General features: G+C 43.2%; 22 protein-coding genes and 1 pseudogene. 9 read left to right on the top strand and 14 right to left on the bottom strand.

Features of this window, described 5'->3' with window-relative positions:
- Together H6G92_RS28025 and H6G92_RS40495 are read left to right on the top strand one after the other, a co-directional pair.
- Positions 1-866, top strand: a pseudogene (locus H6G92_RS28025) (hypothetical protein); the annotation flags it as partial.
- A 49-nt stretch (positions 867-915) separates the two neighbouring features.
- Positions 916-1,041: a hypothetical protein gene (locus H6G92_RS40495; protein ID WP_277926785.1), complete on the top strand. Its 126-nt coding sequence runs from the start codon at positions 916-918 to the stop codon at positions 1,039-1,041.
- 80 nt (positions 1,042-1,121) lie between these two features.
- Here the strand turns inward: H6G92_RS40495 and H6G92_RS28020 are convergent, their stop codons facing one another.
- From H6G92_RS28020 to H6G92_RS38905, 5 genes are all read right to left on the bottom strand, one after another.
- On the bottom strand, positions 1,122-1,424 hold the full coding sequence (locus H6G92_RS28020) for a type II toxin-antitoxin system RelE/ParE family toxin (protein ID WP_190898683.1): 303 nt from the start codon (positions 1,422-1,424) through the stop codon (positions 1,122-1,124).
- Positions 1,424-1,681 carry a type II toxin-antitoxin system ParD family antitoxin gene (locus tag H6G92_RS28015; RefSeq protein WP_179070153.1) on the bottom strand — a complete coding sequence of 86 codons (258 nt, stop codon included), beginning with the start codon at positions 1,679-1,681 and terminating at the stop codon, positions 1,424-1,426. The genes H6G92_RS28020 and H6G92_RS28015 overlap by 1 nt, the downstream gene beginning before the upstream one ends.
- A 201-nt stretch (positions 1,682-1,882) precedes the next feature.
- Complete coding sequence (locus tag H6G92_RS28010) at positions 1,883-2,173, bottom strand: hypothetical protein (RefSeq protein WP_190898682.1); 291 nt, start codon at positions 2,171-2,173, stop codon at positions 1,883-1,885.
- Positions 2,174-2,183: 10 nt separating this feature from the next.
- Entirely contained in the window at positions 2,184-3,143 is a 960-nt protein-coding gene (locus H6G92_RS28005) for a ParM/StbA family protein (protein ID WP_190898680.1), read from the bottom strand.
- 470 nt (positions 3,144-3,613) lie between these two features.
- A complete protein-coding gene (locus tag H6G92_RS38905) occupies positions 3,614-4,300 on the bottom strand; it encodes a hypothetical protein (protein ID WP_199345001.1) in 687 nt (228 codons plus the stop codon).
- Between the two features lie 288 nt (positions 4,301-4,588).
- On the opposite strand from H6G92_RS38905, the gene H6G92_RS27995 reads away from it, so the two are divergent.
- The 4 genes from H6G92_RS27995 to H6G92_RS27980 all read left to right on the top strand — a co-directional run bounded on the left by H6G92_RS27995 (position 4,589) and on the right by H6G92_RS27980 (position 9,536).
- The gene (locus H6G92_RS27995; RefSeq protein ID WP_104899617.1) at positions 4,589-5,416 is read left to right on the top strand and encodes a ParA family protein; all 828 of its coding nucleotides are present in this window, start codon (positions 4,589-4,591) and stop codon (positions 5,414-5,416) included.
- The gene (locus tag H6G92_RS27990; RefSeq protein ID WP_114083930.1) at positions 5,416-6,588 is read left to right on the top strand and encodes a ParB/RepB/Spo0J family partition protein; all 1,173 of its coding nucleotides are present in this window, start codon (positions 5,416-5,418) and stop codon (positions 6,586-6,588) included. The genes H6G92_RS27995 and H6G92_RS27990 overlap by 1 nt, the downstream gene beginning before the upstream one ends.
- A 256-nt stretch (positions 6,589-6,844) precedes the next feature.
- Positions 6,845-9,088, top strand: a complete 2,244-nt coding sequence (gene recD2 / locus H6G92_RS27985) for an SF1B family DNA helicase RecD2 (RefSeq protein WP_190898678.1) — start codon at positions 6,845-6,847, stop codon at positions 9,086-9,088.
- Between the two features lie 208 nt (positions 9,089-9,296).
- On the top strand, positions 9,297-9,536 hold the full coding sequence (locus H6G92_RS27980) for a sigma-70 factor domain-containing protein (RefSeq protein WP_242059338.1): 240 nt from the start codon (positions 9,297-9,299) through the stop codon (positions 9,534-9,536).
- Between the two features lie 136 nt (positions 9,537-9,672).
- Here the strand turns inward: H6G92_RS27980 and pyrC are convergent, their stop codons facing one another.
- The gene (gene pyrC / locus H6G92_RS27975) at positions 9,673-10,701 is read right to left on the bottom strand and encodes a dihydroorotase (RefSeq protein ID WP_190898674.1); all 1,029 of its coding nucleotides are present in this window, start codon (positions 10,699-10,701) and stop codon (positions 9,673-9,675) included.
- Between the two features lie 31 nt (positions 10,702-10,732).
- Between pyrC and H6G92_RS27970 the strand changes: the two genes are divergently transcribed.
- The 3 genes from H6G92_RS27970 to H6G92_RS27965 all read left to right on the top strand — a co-directional run bounded on the left by H6G92_RS27970 (position 10,733) and on the right by H6G92_RS27965 (position 11,784).
- Positions 10,733-10,912: a hypothetical protein gene (locus tag H6G92_RS27970; RefSeq protein ID WP_190898672.1), complete on the top strand. Its 180-nt coding sequence runs from the start codon at positions 10,733-10,735 to the stop codon at positions 10,910-10,912.
- Between the two features lie 49 nt (positions 10,913-10,961).
- Positions 10,962-11,093, top strand: a complete 132-nt coding sequence (locus tag H6G92_RS40490; protein WP_277926784.1) for a hypothetical protein — start codon at positions 10,962-10,964, stop codon at positions 11,091-11,093.
- 493 nt (positions 11,094-11,586) lie between these two features.
- Complete coding sequence (locus H6G92_RS27965) at positions 11,587-11,784, top strand: NblA/ycf18 family protein (protein WP_190898669.1); 198 nt, start codon at positions 11,587-11,589, stop codon at positions 11,782-11,784.
- Between the two features lie 153 nt (positions 11,785-11,937).
- Here the strand turns inward: H6G92_RS27965 and darG are convergent, their stop codons facing one another.
- The 8 genes from darG to H6G92_RS27925 form a co-directional block, all read right to left on the bottom strand.
- On the bottom strand, positions 11,938-13,002 hold the full coding sequence (gene darG, locus H6G92_RS27960; RefSeq protein WP_190898667.1) for a type II toxin-antitoxin system antitoxin DNA ADP-ribosyl glycohydrolase DarG: 1,065 nt from the start codon (positions 13,000-13,002) through the stop codon (positions 11,938-11,940).
- Positions 13,003-13,054: 52 nt separating this feature from the next.
- Positions 13,055-13,684: a type II toxin-antitoxin system toxin DNA ADP-ribosyl transferase DarT gene (darT, locus tag H6G92_RS27955; RefSeq protein WP_190898665.1), complete on the bottom strand. Its 630-nt coding sequence runs from the start codon at positions 13,682-13,684 to the stop codon at positions 13,055-13,057.
- Positions 13,685-14,069: 385 nt separating this feature from the next.
- Positions 14,070-16,964, bottom strand: a complete 2,895-nt coding sequence (locus tag H6G92_RS27950; RefSeq protein WP_313890001.1) for a plasmid replication protein, CyRepA1 family — start codon at positions 16,962-16,964, stop codon at positions 14,070-14,072.
- A gap of 127 nt (positions 16,965-17,091) precedes the next feature.
- On the bottom strand, positions 17,092-18,672 hold the full coding sequence (locus tag H6G92_RS27945; protein ID WP_190898663.1) for a group II intron reverse transcriptase/maturase: 1,581 nt from the start codon (positions 18,670-18,672) through the stop codon (positions 17,092-17,094).
- A 117-nt stretch (positions 18,673-18,789) separates the two neighbouring features.
- Positions 18,790-18,987 (bottom strand): hypothetical protein, encoded by a 198-nt coding sequence (locus H6G92_RS27940; RefSeq protein ID WP_190884851.1) that lies wholly within the window; start codon positions 18,985-18,987, stop codon positions 18,790-18,792.
- A 234-nt stretch (positions 18,988-19,221) separates the two neighbouring features.
- The gene (locus tag H6G92_RS27935) at positions 19,222-19,581 is read right to left on the bottom strand and encodes a hypothetical protein (protein ID WP_390625476.1); all 360 of its coding nucleotides are present in this window, start codon (positions 19,579-19,581) and stop codon (positions 19,222-19,224) included.
- Positions 19,582-19,696: 115 nt separating this feature from the next.
- Positions 19,697-20,296: an alpha-ketoglutarate-dependent dioxygenase AlkB family protein gene (locus H6G92_RS27930; protein ID WP_190898661.1), complete on the bottom strand. Its 600-nt coding sequence runs from the start codon at positions 20,294-20,296 to the stop codon at positions 19,697-19,699.
- 147 nt (positions 20,297-20,443) lie between these two features.
- Positions 20,444-21,391, bottom strand: coding sequence for a hypothetical protein (locus tag H6G92_RS27925; RefSeq protein WP_190898659.1), 948 nt, complete (start codon positions 21,389-21,391; stop codon positions 20,444-20,446).
- Between the last annotated feature and the right edge of the window lie 3 nt (positions 21,392-21,394).

Here is a 21,394-nt window from a genome sequence, read left to right as displayed (position 1 = left end):
CAAACAAAAAACTTGGAGTCATGGGCTTGGCTGTTGACAACCAGAAAGCTGATACTGTGACTAAGTGGTTAACTGCTCAAAAAGTTGAATGGCAGCAAGTACCAACAGAAGATGTTATCAGGGAAACTAAAAAAGGTCTAGCGGTATTTAACTTGGTTGATAGCTCCATCCCTGCCAAAACTTTGTCGAGCATGACCAAGAAATTTGGGGCTGTGATTGAATCAAATAGTGACTATCAACAAAGAGTTAATTCCCTCGCCACACGACCACAGTTTTTGAAACCACCAGAACAAACAGCACAATCCCCACCTAACCAATCTATAACTCCATCACTCTCCACTACTCCTTCTACAATAGACATTACTAATAGTACAAAAACCGAATCTCTAGGTGTAAAGAAATCCCCGACAGTCACTATTGATGACTTGAGAAATTGGTACAATGCCGCAGATAAGTTAGGGAAGTCGGAGAATTACAAAAAACGCATTGTAGAAGTGGCAAATGGGTTTAAAGCTGGTGAGCAATTATCAGAGTCAGCGTTGACAGTAATGAATAAAGATACATTTGAGCTTGAAAAAATCAGTCGGTTGACTCAAATTGCTCAAAGGATTGGCATGGTCTGGGGTAAGTCTGATGAAAATAGTACTCAAGTTAAAGGAAAGATTTATGACTTGGCTTTCAATACCCAGCAGAGGGATTTAACTATTTCGCAGAAAGATGGGGAGATAATTTTAAACTTGCAATCTGGCAAGGTGCAGACTAATAAAGTAACTCCACAGATATTGCAAACTTTTGAGGATGCTAATACTCAAATTGATAAAATACTAGCTAAATCTCAAACACAACAAATAGACATACAAAGATAGATTTATCCTAGAATAGCCTTTTTAAGCAATAGAAAAGGAGGACAGCACTATGGAGACGGCTAATTTAGAGCAAGCACAGGTTTCTTATAATCAAGGTCTGGCACATCTAAAGTCAGGTAATTTAGATGCAGTTATCGAGTGCTTTAGAGCAGGGTATACAGTCAGCCAACTGTAAGGATGTTCAAAACTGATTTTTTCGCAAGTAATAAAGAGAAAGCAGGAGTGTTGGCAAAAATCTAACTATTGAAGAACGACTTACTCATCATCTTCTTCAAAAAGGCTTTGAATGTCTCTTGCCCCATGTATAACACGAATAACTTCAATCCCTTGGTTTATAGAACGGTAGAAAATTAGATAATTCCCTACTGGAAAACTTCGCAGATTTGGTGCTAAGGAATCGCGTTTTCTTCCCATACCTGGGTTTGATGCCAACATTTTGAGCTGACTGTCTATTTTTTTTAGAAGCTGATCTGCTTTATCAAAGCTGTCACTGGCAATAAAATTCCAAATATCCAATAAATCAGCTTGTGCTAACGGTTTTATAAGAATTGTCGCCATTATGGGGATTCTCTCGTCTGCCGTTGTTGTTTAGCCAATTCGATAATTTCATCCATGTTTAGCGGTGTAGATTCTCCGCTATCAATCCCCTGCTGTATCTCCCTACGTAACTCGGCAAGGCGTATTGCTTTGAGGGCATCCTGGTCTTTGAGCAGCCGCAGACCTTCACGGATCACTTCACTAGCCGAAGTGTACATACCGCTTTCAACTTTGGATTGCACCCACTTTTCCAGTTCTATGGTCAGAGAAACGTTCATCTGCTACCTCTTGATAGGCTCATAGCAATAATCCTACCGGGAATAACAAAAAATGTCCAACTTTGTTATTACTGGAGTTGAATAATGCCCAACTAAGAAAATTGGCGTTGCAAAAATTATTACATTAATTGTTACAGTTGAGGTCTGGCAAAGTTTCAGGGCTAATTCCCTTTCTTTAGCGTTGCCAACTTCCTTTGACGATTACAAATCAAAATCAAGGCTGAATGTTTCCCCACCATAATCTTCTTCTTTCTCCTCTGGAAATGGAGTTGCAGTCCAAGACGTGAGTTGGTTTGATTCAGTATTAATAGGTGGGGAAGGTAAAAGTTGTGCAGGTAATCCAGCCTTGATGAAAACAAAATAGCAATCAACTATAAAGTAAAGCGTGTCCAGGTAGCTTTTATCTAGTTTTTGCGATTCTGCAAATATGCGCTCTCGGTAATTATCTTTGAGGCGAACTTTTTCCGGTGCTAAGTCTTTTTTATCTGCCATTGTTATAACTTTACTTAAAAGATGTAGTAGTTGGGTTCTTACTGTTAATGGTCTTTGCCATCTCTAAAAGCCCAGAGACATTGGCTTCTACCGGATTGTCCAGGATTTTGAAGCCGTTTTTCTCCAACAGCTTCTTAAATCCTGGTAAGAGACAGCCTCCACCTATAGCCCAGATTTCATCCCCTTGGTGCTTGGCATCCAATGTGAGATTCACCACTTTCTTCAAGTATTTTTCATACCAATCTTTTAAAGAAGCACTATATATATCTTTGATATCGATGTCACGGCTGTATCGGGTATGCCCCATTTCCAGACAAAATCGGATCTTGGAAGCATCCCCAATTTTTCCTCCATTTAAATGTTTCATCTTTTGGGAGATATCATCGATGAGAACTTCTACACCTATGGGGTAGGCAGTGTGAACTTCTCGCTGACCTCGGTTGTAACGAGAATACAGGGTTGTTCCATTGCCAAAGTCTAAAATGGTTAATTTTTTGGGTAGTGGATGCCCAAATAATGCACCCATCCCCTCTAGCACAACTTTCAGGACTTCTACTTTTACATCTGATTGTTTGCCAGCAAGTATTGGCTGATATTCTCCATTGAGTACTTTTTGTAGTTCTGATGCCAGAGCAACATCATGTAAGCTGACGACTAATTTTAAGTGCCAAGCTTTACGGTGTGGTAGATGCGCCAATGCACCCAATAAAGTCAATAATGCGTTGTTGACTTTATTTTCATTATTGTCTGTGTTGCGGTCAAAATAATTCCCTGTGCGGTAAGCAGACTCTCCGACTGTGTAAGCAGTGCCGTTAAAAACTACTCGTCCGGGTACATCTTCCATCTCGGCATTGGTTATATAGCTGGGGACACGAACCACTTCAAACCCTTCGACTAAAAGTTTTAGGCTTCCGTAACCGTTATCAAAGCCAGCAGGAAAAATTTTTTGCAAGGTGTGAATGTTAGACATAAAGAGAAAGGTAATAGACTTTGTATTTGTGAAAGTTATCTGTTCAGGTGAAGTGGGGGAGAAGAGGGGCAGAGGGGCAGGAGAGCAGAGGAGAGAATTAAAACAGTTCTTAGTGTTTACTATTTACTGTTCAAAATGGAGAACTCTGACCTTCAGCAGAATAATTAGTTTTTCTTACACCGATAACTATAATTGTTAATGCAAACAATTTTCTCTTGCTCCCCTGCTCAAGAGCCTTTTTTTCTCCAGACTCAAGAGTTTATCATAACCCCTTGGGGGCTAAGTGGGGTACAAAATATCAGTCAGTCAAATATACCCTACTTAGCACCTATATATACCCTATATAGGGGTCAAAATGTCCCTAAAGTCCTAACCTATTCATGGGGTATATATAGCCCCTATATATACCCCATGAGCAATTTTTAAAATCTTCCCATATAACGAGTTAAAAAAAGCAGTCGATACATATTTTACTTTTCTGCCCAAGGTGAAGGTATCGCCGTAGTCGAAAGTACTTCCCTTGCTTGCAGTCTAATCGCTGTTTGCTCACAGTTGGGGCATTTTACTTTTGTGAAAATTACTGAAGGTCGTCCTTTGTACTCGCCCATTACGGGTTCTCCGGTGTACTCGCTGATTATCCCCTGCTTGCAGTGGTAGCACTCGAATATCACACGCCCTACCTCCGAGTTGCAATCCAGGAATTGCATGTGCTGACAGGGTGATGGCGGTAATTCTGTTTCTTCGGGGCGGTCTTGAAAGGGTATATGAGGTTTGGCTGCTGGTGGTAAATCTATTTTTTTCTTGTTGCGCTTGCCAGTCACCTGCGGCTCAACTTTTGGCGGCTTTATGGGTTTTTCATTGACAGGGACATGGCCGGGCTGTTGGCCAGTTGTGAGTTCTTCCGGCAACTTGTCATCAGCCGGGGTAGGGCTAAATAGCTCTTGTTTCTCTGTTGGTTTAGATGCACTCTCGGTTGACTGAGCTACTGTTTTTAGGACTGCATAAATAGCAGGTGTTTCTGCTACATCTTGGTATAGTTCTACTTGAGCATCACTGTTGGTCAAATCCTGCACCTCTGGTTGTTTCGCCGCAGGGATGTGCTTGATCAGTTTTGGTTGTTGTGCCTTGGGTGGTCGCTTAGTAGATTCTATGCTCATTGGAGTCGAAGTTTTTGACAGACTATTTTTAATGTAACTATAACTATCCTTATTGCTTCTGCTTTTTAAGGCAACTTGTAGATGCCATATATAGTATTCTTTTAAAACTCAACTTCTACAGTCATTGATGACCTTGCATAAATCGGCTAATATTTAGTGCAACATTTTTATAAAAATTAGATAAATTACACTAAGATCCTGCATGGAGTAGCATTACTCCATGCAGGATCTTAGAATTTTCTCAAAAAGTGGAGTAACGTTACTCCATAAGCCTTTAGTTTTTGAGCTATGAAAAAGAAAGCAGTTAAAAGAAAAATTAGATTAGATGTTAAATCCAATGCTGGTGGAACTGGAAAAACAACTTTAGTAACACATTTAGCGTACATCCTTGGCAAAAAAGGTTACTCAGTCACAGTTATTGAACTAGACCCATTAGGTTCTCTTAAAATCTTTACGGGAGCTTTTTCACAAACTGAAGATCCTCCTCCTGAAAAAACCCTAGCGTCTGTTTTCAGGGATGATTTCAAAGGCAATTACCCTTTGTTCCCTATTTGGGAAAACAAAATCCATAATGTCAATGTTATTTTAGGCGGCGCTCCGTTAGAAGAAAGTATTCATAAAATTTACTCTCATTCCAGAAAATATTACCTGCTTCATGATCGTTTAGAAGACTATCCGCTTGAATCTGACATTATTATTCTGGATAACCCAGGTGGTCTGGAACCTATGGGTCTAGTAGCTTTAGCCGCAGCGACAGACATATTGGTTGTAATGCAGTTAGAATATAAAGCTTTGTATGGTTCAGCAGGTTTGATTAATTGGTTTTATGACAAGATCAACGAGTTACGACTACGACCAGAGCCTAAAATATTAGGGTTTGTACCATCACAAGTAAATATAAAGAAAGTAGCCGCCCATCGAAACATTGGAGAAGAAATCCCTAATCAGTTACAAGAGCTTGGAATTTCATGTTTTCCGCCAATTAGAGAATCAAACCAATTTATTAATGCGAGTGGAGTAGGGCTTCCCATTCATTTATTTGCACCTGCTTGTGAAGCTATTAAAGACTTTGACCCCATCGTTACCAAAATTATAGAGCTAATGAGTCAGGACTAATGCTAAAACCAGATATTTCTAATGCGTTTGCAAATGCAGGACAATCACAAAAAATTCATCATTTAACTAAACGAGTTGAGGAACTCGAAGCTGAAATTAATCAACTTCGAGCCGTGGAAGTTGATAGTGAAGAAAAAATTGTTCTAGAAGCCCGTATTCAAGAGCTAGTTACAGAATTAGCTGACAAACAAGGAGTTTCAGAAGTTCCAATTAACTTGATTGATCGAAATCCTCGCCAGCCTAGACAAACTTTTACTAAAGCTAGCATACAGGGAATGGCTGAACTCCTTAGAAAACAAGGACAGCATACTCCTGTAATTCTCATTCCTTTGTCTAATGGTAGATACTTATTGTTTGATGGAGAAAGACGATGGCGATCTGCACCTGAGATTGGATGGAATACTCTAAAGGCTGTATTTCTACTTACTGGGATCGAAGCAGATGATCGTGAACTTCATCGACAAGCCCTTTCAACAACTTTGCATAGAGAGGATCTTAATACTCTCGACTTGGCAGAATCTTTAATTCAACAAATCATATATGACTATCCTGAGTTGTCAGAACAGAAAGATAACATTCCACGTCTACTTAACGCAGCTATGAGCCGACTAGAGCGTAATCGTAAAAATTTGGAGTTGTCTGAGATCCGAATAGCTTCTCAGGAAAATCAACGGCAGTGGTTAGAATCTGTTGACTTTAAAAGTGCTGAAGAACAGAAAATATTTGATGTTATATTAGCATTACAACTTAACCCTACTTCTATTGATACTAATATTTTTCCTTTGCTGAAACTATCAACAGATTTAAAATCTGCTATCCGAGAAGAAGGGCTAGAAGCCAGTAAAGCTAGGGAATTGAACAAGCTTTCTGCCACTCAACTAAAGCTTAATGAGGCTCAATCTCGAAAAATTAGGGTTCAGTTAGCCCAAAGAGTCATACAAGAAAGGCTTTCTTTGAGCCAAACCAAAGCTTTAGTTAAAGAGACACTAAGCCAGTATAAATCTGCCAATATTTCAAGTAATGAAAATAAAAAAGTTATTAGAACAGTTAAAACTATCCGTTCTATTAATTTTGAGGAATTTCATCACAATCAACTTGAAGAAGTTCGTCAAGCTCTTCAAAGTAAGCTACAAGAAATTGACAAAAGAATAGAGCTATCCAATAAAGGTTAATCTGTTAATTCCAGAGAAAATTTTTTTAACTTTTCGGAAAACCTCTAAAAGCTGTCGCCCTCCTCAAGCACCCAAAAAATCAGCAGTAGTCCCACCCAAGAAAAAGATAAGCCTAGAACTATAACAAATAGAAGTGATGAAGGTAAATTAGGTTGAGTTTTAGATGATACTAATAGTGGCTGTTTAATTAGTATTTATGTACTATAATTGACTGAATTCCAGTATTATAATGATGTGCGGCATCTGATGATAAGCAATGTCCACTCCCCCTAATCTTTCCCCTCAACAAGTAAGCGCCTTTCCCCAACACGAAACAATCACTGGAGTTGTAGAACGTTTAACTTTTTACTCTGCTGAATCGGGTTACACAGTGGCAAGACTGACTCGCCCCCGTAGCAACGAACTCACAACAATCGTCGGCAGCTTTGCCAATATTCAGCCAGGGCAGACCTTACAACTAACTGGTTTCTGGCGTGACCATCCACAATTTGGGCCGCAGTTCCAAGTCATCAATTACCAAGAAACCAAACCAGCCACTCTCACCGGAATTGAGAAATATTTAGGCAGTGGACTCATAAAAGGTGTTGGGCCAGTAACAGCCAAACGCATCGTAGCTCACTTTGGGCTTGAAACCCTGGACATCATCGAAAACCAGATAGAGCGATTAATTGAAGTTCAGGGCATCGCTAAAAAGCGGATTACTTTAATCAAAAACGCTTGGTCAACTCAGAAAGCGATCAAAGAAGTAATGGTGTTTCTCCAGGGGCATGGCGTTTCTACCACTTATGCTGTGAAGATTTACAAGCAATATAAGGATGAAGCGATTGCCACTGTTACCAAGAACCCCTATCAGTTAGCAGCCGACATTTATGGGATTGGTTTTCTGACTGCTGACAAGATTGCGAGAAATATCGGAATTGCCCCTGACTCAGAATTTCGTTACCGTGCGGGGATTATCCATTGTCTAAGTGAAGCTGCCGAAGATGGTCACTGTTACCTGCCACAAAGTGAACTGATTGAGTCGGTAATCAAACTGCTGACAACCGAATCTCATCAGCCCACAGAAGAAGCGGTTGCGATCATTATTAAAGATATGGCTCTGGCAGACGAGCTGATTAGAGAGCGGGATGAAGAAAAAAGGCTACTTTGCTACAAACCGACTTACTTTCATACTGAACAAAATTTAGCTCAACTGATACGCCAACGCTTGGAAAATCCTGTTGGCACTGACATTGAGCGTGTGCGTGATTGGATTGACCGCTTTACAGCCAGCCGTAAAATTCAGCTTTCAGAACAGCAACGCCAAGCTGTAGAAACAGCAGCCTATTCCAAAATCATGATCCTCACAGGTGGCCCTGGCGTTGGAAAGACCTTCACAACTCACACGATTGTCAGCCTGTGGAAAGCAATGGGTAAATCTATTGCTTTGGCAGCACCAACTGGACGGGCTGCTCAACGCTTAGGTGAAATGACTGGGCTGGAAGCTAAAACTATTCATCGCTTGTTAGAATTTGACCCCCGCTCAAGGGGTTTCAAGCGCGATAGCGAAAATCCTTTGCCCCACACGGCAATTATCGCTGACGAAGCTTCGATGCTTGATTTGTTTCTGGCTTACTCCTTAGTTAAAGCAGTATTGGCTGGCGCTCTACTATTGTTGGTGGGTGACATTGACCAGTTACCATCTGTGGGGCCAGGTCAAATACTTGCTGACTTGATCAATTCTGGGCGAGTTCCCGTGGTGCGGTTGACCCAGGTATTTCGCCAAGCTCAACAGAGCGCAATCATCTCTGCTGCTCACCAAATTAATCGAGGAATTTATCCCACAATCGAGCCAATCTCTGACAATCCTGTGTCTGATTGTCTGTGGCATGGCGGCGGTCATCAGCCTGAACATGGAGTGCAAGCAATCTGCGAATTGATTACCGATTTGATTCCTCGCTTAGGTTTTAATCCTGCTACTGATGTGCAAGTACTTTGTCCAATGTCGCGGGGCTTGGTAGGGACTCGCAACCTTAATACTGTGTTGCAGCAGTTAATCAACCCACCCAGTCCTGACAAGGTTGAGATTAACAGAGGTGGGATGATACTGCGAGTTGGCGATCGCGTAATTCAACAAATGAATGATTACCAGCGTGAAGTCTTCAATGGAGATTTGGGAATTATCACCGACATTGATACTGTTGAACAAGAAGTAATCGTGCAGTATGGAGAGAATACTGTGATTTACGACTATGCTGATCTTAACGAAATTACTTTAGCCTGGAGCGTTACTATACATAAAAGCCAAGGCTCAGAATATCCGGTGATAGTTCTGCCAATCTATATGCAGCACTATATGATGTTGACCCGGAACCTGTTTTACACCGGGCTGACCCGTGCCAAGAAGTTAGCGATTGTTGTAGGAGCAAAAAAAGCGATCTCTCTGGCGGTGCGCTCTACTGATGACCAACGGCGGTACACAAGGTTGAAGCAGAGGTTACTTCAGGCAGGACTAAATTGATATGCCTTGGCTATTAAATAATTCGTAATTAAGTTTTGTGATGGGGATTTAGACCCCGACCCAAAACTTGCGCGATTTTGAACTGCGGGATTTAAACCCACGGTACTCGGTTAAAAATAGAAAATTTTAATGAGCTATTTGATTTATACTTTTAAATCCCCTGGTTTAAAAAAGTCGAAAAGTTTGTATGTCCAGCCTGAGTTCCGACATGGTTCGCATCTATTTGCAAGAAATTGGTCAGTATCCTTTATTAAAGCCAGAGGAAGAAATCGCTTATGCAAGACTTGTACAAGAAATGATTGTCATTGAGCAATCTAAAAATGAACTCACTCAACAGCTAGACCGCGAACCAACAATGACAGAATTAGCCAACGCTGTTGAAAAAACCGAAGCACAAGTCCGAGCAGCACTACACCTTGGTCAAAAGGCTAAACAAAAATTCTGCTAAAATATTAAAGTTCTGCTAAGGCGATCACCACTTAAAATAGAAGATTCGCAGACTCAAATTTGAGCCAGGATTCAAATTACTCGTTGGTCTAAGCTAACCGACAGGATTCCACAACGGCTGATGCACAATGCAAATGTCATACCATTTGCCATGTCATTTCCTGCCCCGCCCCCAAAGGTATAAGCCCAGATTCCATAAATGGAACTTCATCAGGAACGCGCCAAGTCGTTTTGGACAAGGTAATTCGCTCGGTATTACGCGGCAGTTGATAAAAATCTGGGCCATAGAAGCTAGCGAACGCCTCCAGTTTATCCAGGGCTTTCACGCTTTCAAATGCTTCGGCATACAACTCAAGGGCGTGCAGAGCCGAAAAGCATCCCGCGCAGCCACAGGAACTTTCTTTGCTGGTGCGGGTATGGGGAGCGCTATCGGTACCTAGAAAAAACTTCGGATTCCCCGACGTTGCCGCTTGCAACAAAGCCTGACGATGCTCCTCCCGTTTCAAAATGGGCAGGCAATAAAAATGGGGGCGAAGGCCGCCTTTGAACAGGGCATTACGGTTAAACAACAAATGTTGTGGCGTAATTGTTGCCGCGATAGTGTTGGCAGACAGGACATACTGCACCGCATCGGAGGTGGTGATATGCTCAAGCACCACCCGCAGGTTGGGAAATCGCTGCTTGAGGGGGATTAAATGTCGCTCGATAAACACCTTCTCGCGATCGAACGTATCAACATCGTTATCGGTCACTTCCCCGTGCAGTAATAACGGCATGTCCACCTGCTGCATCGCTTCAAAGACGCGATCACCCTTCCGAATATCCGTCACACCGGAGTCTGAGTTGGTCGTTGCACCGGCTGGGTAGTACTTGACCGCTTTGATAAACTGGGATTCTTTCGCCCGGAGAATGTCGTAGGGGCTGGTGTTGTCGGTGAGGTAGAGCGTCATCAATGGCTCAAACTGTTGTCCCTCTGGAATGGCGGCGAGGATGCGATCGCGATAGCAAGCCGCATCTACCACCGAGCGGATAGGGGGCTTCAAGTTCGGCATGATGATCGCGCGGGCAAACTGACGCACCGTGTAGGGCAGAACCGCTTTCAGTGCTGCACCGTCGCGGAGATGCAGATGCCAATCGTCAGGTCGGGTGATGGTAAGCTTTTGCATCCTATCATTATAAAACGGCAACAAGGGCCTCATGAAAATAGGGGCGATCATCCATATCTGGTATGGGGCGATCGCTATCTATGATACTGGACTCAAGTTTGCTCCTAATGACCTCAAAACTCTTAAGCGCAAGGGTTTCGCTCTCGAAAAGCTGTCCGAGCTACAATTATCTCAACAGCATTATACAAAGGCTATTAAGGCTTTAAGATAGTGCCTTTTCTCGATAGCACAGTGATGCAATTGATATTAGTTATCACGGAATGATGATTGAAAGATTAGCCGAACTATACTTAACCAACAAGCAGTATACAGAAGCATTCGCAACTTATCAACAAGCACTTGCTACTTATGAAACTGCATTCAACATCTTGAAGTGGCAGTTTCATAAGTAGCAAGCAATAGTTTATTGGTCTAATACCAAGCTTGGGTGTAAATCAAGCCATCCATTCAGTCCAATGCGGCGCATCTGTAACCAGTTGAGCAAATTTGTCGGGGTAAGTGCCCATCTTCTCCAAGAGCGATGGCGCTGTTTCGCCCGCCTTAAGAGCTTGTCATGTAAGAACCTTGCCTCTTTTGAGCTAGAAATGCTTTCTCAGTAAGCTTTCTAGATAATAAATTGTAAAAGTTGTTTCTTGACAGGCTCTAAGAGCGATCGCCAGCCGCAAGCAGAGGCTAAAAATGCTTTTAAAAACCTCTTAGTAAGAAACTTTAGAACTTAAGTTTTTACTTGGGTTGGCACAATGGAGTGATATCAAGGTTTCCAGCAGCAGATACGGCATTTCTAACCTACGCCAGTACGGTTTACACCCCTTCATCTTTTGTAAAGCTATCGTAACATTTATTTATATAAAGCAATGTTTGCTTACATAAGCAAATTCAAAAGCTATGAACCAACCCATTGAATTATCTTTAGAACAAGAATTTAGCCTGAGAACTTTTTCTGATCAAGTGCAGCAGATGTCCCGTGAACAAGCTCAAGAATTTTTGCAGATGTTCTATAAGCAGATGATGATAAGGGAAACGACTTATCAAGAATTGCTCAAACATCAGTGGGAAGTTGGTTCAGGTTCAATCTTGGGCTAAAATAAACATTGCGAAGTCAACTGTAGAAAGAGCCAACACTGTCCAGTCCAAGGTGCAGGTTTACAGTCTATTGACCAATTGCGCTGTGCTTCAATCTGACAGCTAGCATCTAATTTCCAATCCTTTTGGGTCCCACGTTTCCCTGTCTCACGGTTAATGCGAATCAGAAACTTTAACATTTAACCAATTTTGCTGATCCAAACGTTGCCAAGCCTTGCGAATATGTTGAGGCTTAAAAAGAGTACGTTTTCTCTCATTCCACTCATGCACTAAGGATATAGCCTGTTCGCTATCTTGGGCAGGGCTGGCTTCCTTGGTTGCAACCCAATGGACTGTGGCCAGCAATTCCATACCATAGGGTGTTTCAAAACCATATATGAGCTTGCTAACTTGCTCTAACCGCGCCTGGGCATCTGGTGTAGTGGCTAAAAATACTTGTGCTGCTTCTCTACCTGCTGGTAATACATAAATTTCAGCACTGTCAGATTTGCTAGTTCCATCACCGTAGCCCCGAATGTAGTGTCCTTCAATATGTTTTAAAACATGATTCAGGTTATGAGCGTAGGGGCCATATCTATCTTTTACATAATTAAGCTTCAAAGTTTCCCCCGCTTCTTGCAAGAGATAGCCTAGTTTTTGAATTTCTAGCTTGGTCAATTCATAACCCGGAATACCGTACAGTTCTAAGAGGTGGATGATGATGGCACGTCCACGGGTCATGTTGGGTATTTTAGTCGCAACAGGCATTTTTTCAGCAGTTGGTGCGCCTGTCGGTTCAAAAATAATTACCTGCACTTCTGGGAGTTGGGCAAAGGCTGATTCTATCAAGGGTTTCACTTGTGTCCAATCTAAACCACCGTTACCGCATCCTAATGGAGGAATGGCAATTGAGGTGATGCCTAGTTCCTTTACTTGGGTGACTAAAGCCACCAGTCCACTTTTGATGTCTTCGATTTTTGATTTTCCTTTCCAGTGGCGCTTGGTAGGGAAATTAATGATATACCGGGGATTAAATAGACTTCCTGTAGCTACAGTAAACATTTGTCCTGGTTGTACTTCCTTGGCACGACAGGCTTTTTCGTATTGGCGGAAGTTTTCAGGATAGGCTTGCTTAAATTGCAAGGCGATACCTTTGCCCATTATACCGACACAATTAACGGTATTAACTAGGGCTTCGGCGTTTTCTTCTAATAGGTTGCCTTGCTTAATTTCAATCATCTCTCTTAACTGTCTTAACAGTAATAGAATTGTACAATTTAAGGAAATAAAATTAGTAGTACCAATTAGAGTAAACGTTAATTGGGGTCTGAATATTAAATTTCTGTAATATTTCTCTAACTTGTGTTTGTATTGTCAAGTTGATTACACCAATTTCTTTAATTAGGTTCCAATGGCAAAATTCATGTACTAAAAACTCAGCTTGTCGCTTACATTTACGGTTAGGATCATCTGGAGTATCAAACCAGTATTTTGACTCCATTAACTCCCAATCGATTACATGACTTAAAGCATAAAGATCATCATAAAAATCAGTATAATCCATAATGCCATGTCCATCTGTAAATGCGAAAGCTATTTCTGAGTTTTCTATTGCTTCTATTTGAGAAACCAAATGAATGATTGGCTTTTGTCCTCCACTGTATCCATCCACATTTTGCTTATGAATGGCATAAAGCATGGGAGAGCGTGGAGCAAAATAAAAAGGTACGTAATCATGTAAATATCCACCTGCTCCACAGGGAACTTCAGTTCTAGCTCGTCTATCTTGAATATTTTCATGAGCAATATCGAGATAATTTGTTTGTCTCTGTCTAAGCCTACTGTTTGCTATCAATCCTCCTGATTTGAGAATGGAGGGTAAATTATCAATATGGGTAATGTGATAAATAGACGTGGGCATGAATTTATTTTTAATAATTGTTTTAAATAATCTTTAAAATCAAACTGTTTAAGATTTTTGTTTGGCACTTTACTAGTGAGCAAATCCTGCATGAATTATTGTTTTTGTCATTGGAGTCAAAGAATTCCCAATTAACACAGTTATCTCAGTCTCTAATATAAACAATTTCAAATGGATAATTATCATCGATTCCCCTACACTGGATACTCAAATATTACAAAGCATCCAAAAAACATTACGGTAAGCGAAAGTACCCGCAGCGCAAATTTCGTGAACATACTTTGAGTAAACCTAACTATGTATTAACTGGATTGTTAGCTAATGCGCTTATATTAATCAATACCTGCACTAAAATCTACACATCAAGTTTCCTGTAGTGATTGCTCTACACCGCCACCAGCCAATCGCACACCACAGACCTACACTCGTCTGCAAACTTAACCCAAACCTGCCACTGCCCCAGATAGCCATTCCAGTAAGGCTCCCCATCAGCAACGCCGACAGCCGAGCCAACCTTGGAGATTAACTCACTGTAGAACGAGCCAGCGCTATTTAGCCCAAGCTGCATTTTCACCATCAGCCCTTTCCATCCAAGAATCGCAATATTTTCTGGGGTATTTAGTGCTGTGTCACTGAGTGGTGTTGCAAAGACTATATTATTAGTGCCTGACACCACTTCAGTATTGTGCGATATGGATAGTGATGTTGTGTCAGTTACTGGTGTAGTTGTACTTATTTTATTACTGACTGACACCGACTCACTAAGAAACACTTCATCTCGATTTAACCACTGCCCAAAAATTGAATCACGCTGATCATCAGGGGCAACAAACCGATAAACGCACTCCCGATTTTCACGCTTACCCAACCGACCAACGTAATCCAGTTTCAAATCAATCTTGGCAAGTAGTTTCTGTGCGATCGCTATGGAAGTCAGTTTTTCTGAGATAGTCACGTGAAGGTAATTTTTGATAACGTGCCGATGCTTTACAGCCAGCGCTTTAAACTCCAGCATCGCCTCGTCAGACCCCCGCAACTGCTCCCCAGGCGTGAGCAACTGCAACAGATTCAGTTCTTCTAACAACAGTACAGCCGGCAACATTTGCCCCTTGTTAAAATCCGGCTTCCAGATAGCATTATTCCCGGCTTCAGCTTGCGCCTTAGCCCGTTTCGCATCACGGTTGGTCAGAAATTCTCGCCCCAGCGTCAAGTAATAGTGCATTCTCAGTTGAGGATACCAGCCGTCGTCATCCTTCTCAACCAAATCAGGGGTCACGTCAATTTCGTAGCGGCGAGACAATTCGGCTTTACGCTGCTGGTGTCGTTCAGTTTTGGTTTTCGCCCTTGTGTCTTGCAGCTTCTTGAGTTCGACATCAGAGATGGTTGGAGAATCTGCGATCGCTTTACACTCCACAGCATACAATTCAACAGAGGCGGCTTTAACCGACTCGATTACTGCGCCAGTCTCATCATCGTCGGCATCGTCAGCATCAATAACGGTGTACCCATCTTCGACCAAACCCGCAAGCACAGATTCTCGATAGCGCCGCATCTCGACGTTAATCACGGAACCACGCTTACCCCAAGTCTGCAAAGATTCGGGCTGAAAATTCTGGTCAACAAAGCTGTAATCGTCATTATCCGCCGCCGACAACAGCGCAATGTTCGCTTGTGTTGCGACGTGTTGACTTCTGAGCAATCCCCCTATGGATGTAGAGCCATTACCCACGTTGACAATCCCCCACTCTCTCACCCAGATATGACGGTCAACTGTTTCCCTAACCCTTGCCAACATCTGCCGCACGGAATTAACCGGCTGCACTCCCTGAAATATTCCCCAAACACCATCAAAATGTCCTCGAATGTCGATGCTGACTCCAGTTTCAAGACTTGGAGAGGCGATAACCAAATCATACTGGGTGAGAATCTCGTTCAGATGAGCGATACAACCGAAAGCTGCATGAGAGGGATCTGCAACAGATTCGCTGTCAATCCGCAGAATCCGCAGGTGAGGGAACTTGCGACGAAACCGTTCTTCAAGCGCCTGGGTTCCCCATTTGGATTTTGCCTTTTGAGCAGAACAGCAGAGTAAATGATGCCCCCCTTTGGCAATGGCTTTGTCCAGTGCCGCAATCAAATTCTTCGGGTTGTTGCCAGAGTAGTTGTAACAGTTTCCGGCTACGTGCCGATAATTGTTGACGATGACAAAGGGATTAACTCGATATTCCCCAGCGAGTGATAAAACATACTTTACATCTGTGTCGGAAACATCAGCGCTTGATAGGTAAATCTTTCCCTGACTGCTGCCCAAAACATTCTGTACCAGTTGTTTAAGGTTTTTGAGAACGGACACCCGACGCTTTTGCACTTCAGTACCAGAGTTGAGCAAATGCCAGAATACTTGGTCACATTCATCAATAATAATCACATCATTCGCCCAGTCGTTAGGGTTGAATCGCGCCTGACTTTCTTGATGCAGCGAATCAACGCACACCCCGTATCCTAATAATGTGCCTGTTTCATTCGTGCGAACTTCTGTGACATAATTCACTCCAAAGCGATCGCATAATGCCTCACCTAATTGGATGCGATGGGTGATAATTAACACCCTACGTCCAAGGTCATGCGCCTTCGCCACCTCAGTAGACAGCCATTCGGTTTTACCAGTGCCTTTGGGAGCTTTGAGAACAATCAGTTTTTCACCTTCGGGGACGAGAAGCTGGCCCAAGAATCGTTGGTTAAGTGCGATCGCTGGAGGATAGGTCAACAGAGTGAACAGCTTTATTTCCCACAACTCCAATGCAACTGCTGTGTTGTAGAGCGCATCAAATGCCGACTGCCCTTTGGCAACGATAAAATCATCAACCCCTTTCTCTGCCCCGAATGGTAAATCAATCACTCGCAGCGAACAACCCTCATTTACCAGCAGTCGTCCCATACGACTGATAGCGGTTCTTACCCGTTGAACTGTCTCAGGTTTGTTGTCCTGGTCAAAGCAAATGTTGACCTGTCTGCCCTGTGTTGCGAAATGTTTCAAGTCGGGGATGAGGTTTGGCTTACCAATAGCAGTACCGTACTCATCATGGGGTGTGCGGTATCCAGCGTTAACACCAGGAATTGCGATCGCTGCATAACCCGCAGTCAGTAACGCCCCCGCTTTTTTGACACCTTCTACAATTGTGACTGGTACATTATGTTGCCAAACCCAGTGCCAGAAACCGCCAGGATGCTGCAAGTCTTCTTCGGTGATGGGGATGCCGCTACGATTGGAGACTTTCACCCAGATGCGATTCGGTACTAAGAGGAAGAAAGCGCGTGTCTGGTTGAGTCGATGGGGAGTATTATCTCCCGCACCTCTCAGTTAGATCCGTGCGTACCCGTTTCCGTGTACACGGCTCCCGATGTTCTTAGCTTGCGCTTTTGCTCATGTGTTTGTAATCGTGGCAACTCTCGTGAATTGCTTCAAGATTATTTTTCTTCCAGTTGGCATGATTTCCGTCGATGTGATGCAAGTGAACCCGTTCTTCATCGATGAACTTTAAGCCGCAGGAAGCACATCTATGGTTTTGCTTCTTAAGAGCTTTAGAGGTTTCACCATCGTAGAGCTTACTTTTACGTTCGCTCCAGTAGGATGTATCACCGTCGTAGGGGGATTTTGTTCCTGTGACCATGACGTGTTTGTTTTCGGAGTACGAAACCTTTGGGAATGCTTTGTCTAGTAATTTCTTACTAGAGTAGCGGTTTTGTTTGGTTTCCTTGTTAAACACCGTATAAGCTCTTTTTTGGATGTAGTATAACGAGTTTTTAGACCCGTCCATCTTGCAGAACTTATGGTAGTTTCTCCAACCTCTAACTACTGGGGCTAATTTCTCAGCCTTTGTGGTAGCACCATAATTCGAGTTGTTGACGATGTGTTTTACTTTCTTACGGAAGGCTTTAAAGTTATCCACTGAGGGAGTACTTCTGAACTTTCCGTTTTTCTGGACTTTGAAGTGCCAGCCGAGGAAATCAAACCCATCTGTCGCGGCGGTAACTTTGGTTTTCTTTTGGCTTACATTCATTCCGCGTTTGCGGAGGAACTCGCTGATTCTTTCAAGTATCTCTGTTGCATCATCTTCGGGTCGGAGTATGATAACCATGTCATCAGCGTATCGGGCTGATGGCTCGACGATTGACTTATTTGGTGTTTTGTCGTGTACCTTGCTACCTTTTTTATAGTCGTAGTGGTATCTGTGTATACTCTCAATCCCGTTAAGTGCAATGTTGGCTAATAGTGGGCTAACTACTCCCCCTTGGGGCGTTCCTTGTTCGGGGAATTCTAGGTTAACTCCTGCCTTGAGGCATCGGAAGATACCGAGTTTTAAGCTTTTAGGGGCAATGAGTTCGTCCATAATTGCTGAGTGGTTAATCCTGTCGAAGCACTTTTCAATATCGAGTTCGATTACTCGTTTTTCTATTCCTTTGCTGTTGGAGCGGAGATTTACGAAGATGTACTGTTGTGCATCGTGGGCAGAGCGCCCTGTTCTAAACCCATAACTCCTAGCGTGGAAAGTGGCTTCGTGCGCTGGTTCTAGTGCATATTTTGCGAGGCATTGCCAGGCTCTATCCGCGATGGTTGGTATTTTTAGCATTCTGGTAGTCCCGTCCTTCTTAGGGATGGGGATTTCCCGTAGTCCTTGATGCCTCCAGTTTCCACTGTTCATTTTCAGTAGTTCTTCAAGGTTGAAGCGTTCTTCAAATGAGAGGGATTTCTTACCATCAATACCAGCCGTCTTCTTACCAGCATTTAGCTGAGATACAAGTCTAATTGCAAGAAATCGAGCCGAGGTGGATTTAAGAATAAGCTTTTGGAGTAACCTAGCTTTCCGCTTGTCTCCAACAAGAACCGCTTTATACACGCGCTTTTGAAGGCGGAAAAGATTTCGGCGGAATTTCTTCCACTGTAAAGCTTTCCAAGATTCACTAGTATGTCTACTGTGTCTAATCATTTTCTCTTCTCTGGTTTGTGTATTCTGAACACCTCGCAACAATTACGTTGCGTCCTACCCGACTTGTGAGAGTTCCGTATCCCGTCTTACCTACCTGGGGTTCGACTGCCCCAAGACTCACAAATCGTTTTTATTCGTTCCCTCGGTTGGATTGATTGTTCCGTTAGATGTAGCCAATTCAACTACTGGATTCCCTAGACTCTTACCGATATTAAGAAGAAGGATTCGGCGGGAATTGTCTCCAGTGAGGTCAGGGGTTATGGCTGTTGCGCCCTGCTTCATACTGAGTTGCTTTTCTAGGCTCTGTTTCATCATGGGAACTCCCTGTTAGCGCCAGTGTCAACCCGCAACGGCTGTCTGATTGCGCCCTGTTCCCAGCTTCACTCTACAAGAAACGAGCTTGTTCGGTGTGGGCAGGTAAGGAGTCAATTCTGAGTCTGAATGGTAGGGCTTTCACCTACATCTAACCGAGAGTTCAGCCTTTTAATGACAGTAATCTGCTGTCAGACTGGATTAGTTATTTACGGACTGATTACCGTGATTCACTAATCAACGAATCGCACCTTCTCTGAATGGGTGTTCATACTTGATGAATTTGTGGATCTTTTGGCGGTCACGTCTGGGATGGTCGGGTTTGAAGCAGCCCCACATCATACTGACGTAGTTGTTGAGGGGATCAACGCCATTGCACCACCAGCCGCCTAGTTCAATGTGCTGGTACTTCTTTAAATCGCGATCGCGCAGTCGTCCATCATTGCGGCGGGAGATTTTGGGACTGTAGAGGAGATATTCGTAGGGTAAAGTCCCAGACAGCGAACGCACATTCAGAGCAATGATTTCTTCGTCAACTCCGCTGCCTCGCCATTCTTGTAAATGTTTGAAGTGAGAATCAGATTCGATTATACGCATATTACCTCTGTTTTTTGACGCATGGAAATGAAGCGGCATTGCACCCATGCCGCCGATTAAAATTGAAGTGAAGAGCTTGTGCTGGCTATGAAATCCTCAATAGCCAGCTACAGCGTTATTTCCCGCCTCCTGTGTGTGGTCGGAAGGTCAGATTGATACGGGTGCTAACTACTTTGTTGGTTTTGGGGACTTGGTGCAGATGAGTAGACTGGCAGCCAGGGTGCATTACAAGCAAGCTGCCGTGTTCCAGCCAGAAGTCATTAGCTTTGCCATTTCTCGGTTTGATTTGGAATTTGCGACATGACCCCAGGCTGACTGATGCGATGGCTGGATTTATACCCATTGATTGCTCATTGTCGGAATGCCACCCGATTGAATCCTGGCCACTGCGGTATTGATTTCCAATGACAATGCGGAACTTATAACCAGTTAGCACAGTGATTCTGTCTCGTAACTTAGCCAGACTGTCTGTCCAAGTCAGGGGTTTCAAAAATACGCTGTTCGAGTAGAGGTAATCACAGCCTTTGTCACCATAAATGCATTCCAGGCGGGGGACGGACATTGTTTTACCCGCGATCCTGATTTGATTTTGTTGCCACTCTAGTTGTAGACAGTGTTGGTAGAGTTCATTGGCCTGTTCAAGACTTAAGAAATCGGGATAATAAGTGACTGGAAGAACGGGAATTGATTCAGAGAAAAGTGTGAGTTGTTGCATGAGAGTTTGTCCTTATTTTTGATGAAAATCTAAAAGCTTGTTTTTGAGTTCGGGTGATGAAGCGAAAACTGATACGATGAACCCAGCACTGATCACAGATGCAATTGCAACCAAGCGACCGCCCTAGACTAAGGAGTGCGTTCGCTTTTATTTTTTGACCAATACCTGTGGCTTCTTGGTAGCAAAAGCCCCTGCCTGCCTGAGTGCAGCAGTTGGGTTTGGATGAGCGAAAAACTCCTCAATTGCTTTGGTCAATCCATTTGCAACAATTGGGTCGTGGCAGGCATAAACGAAAACTGGCTGCTGAGTGCCATTGACCAGGCGCATTTCCTGGCGCTCTCCTAGTTGTGGGTAAAATGTGCGAACCCAAGTACCGAGATGACCGCGATAATGCGAACCGCTTAATGGGACTTTCTTTCCCAGTTCGCTCTCTGCAAAGTTCACAACGCCCATCCATTTTTCTTTGCTACCAGAAAGGGCTTGTTGATTGTGTTGGGCTAAGAGATTAGCGGCGAAGTCTTGAAAATGCTGCTCCATGTACGGGTTGAGTCTGCCACCTGTAAGTTCTGCTAAAGTCTTCATCGCTTCGACCAAAGTTTGTAGGCGCTGCTCAACCGGTGGCAAGGCAGGGGTAGGGGCAGTGGGAGTATCAACTTTGGGTGTAATGCTAGGCACTGCTGCAACTAGCTCTAAGATGATTGTTCGCACTTGAGCAGCTACTTCCGATTCAGTGAGCAACATTGCGATGCGGAGTGTTCCAGAAGGTGAAAAGACTCTGGCTTGGGCTGTTCGGGATGCTAGCTCCAACTTGGAGCGAGCATCAGACAAGTCTTTACCAGTTAGTTTTTTGGTTTCCTTAGCCTGAAACTCCTTACTGTTTCTTTCGTAGATATGCTTAATAGCTGGTATAGAAGATTGAAAATACTGGGCTAACTGCTCAACTGTGGCCCATCCCTCCCCGTTCCATACAGCGAACACTATTGCCTTTGCTTTGCTGAGAACTTCTTGGGCGCGAGAATCATCTAGGTTAGAAAGTGCAGAAGTTCTTAATGATGGAGACTCGACTAAAACATTTTGATTTAAAGGTAAACTCATCTT

This window comes from Nostoc foliaceum FACHB-393 (genome assembly GCF_014698505.1).
Classification (GTDB): Bacteria; Cyanobacteriota; Cyanobacteriia; order Cyanobacteriales; family Nostocaceae; genus Nostoc; species Nostoc foliaceum_A.
The sequence above is the reverse complement of the archived record's forward strand: the minus strand, read 5'-3'. Positions and strand labels throughout refer to the sequence as shown.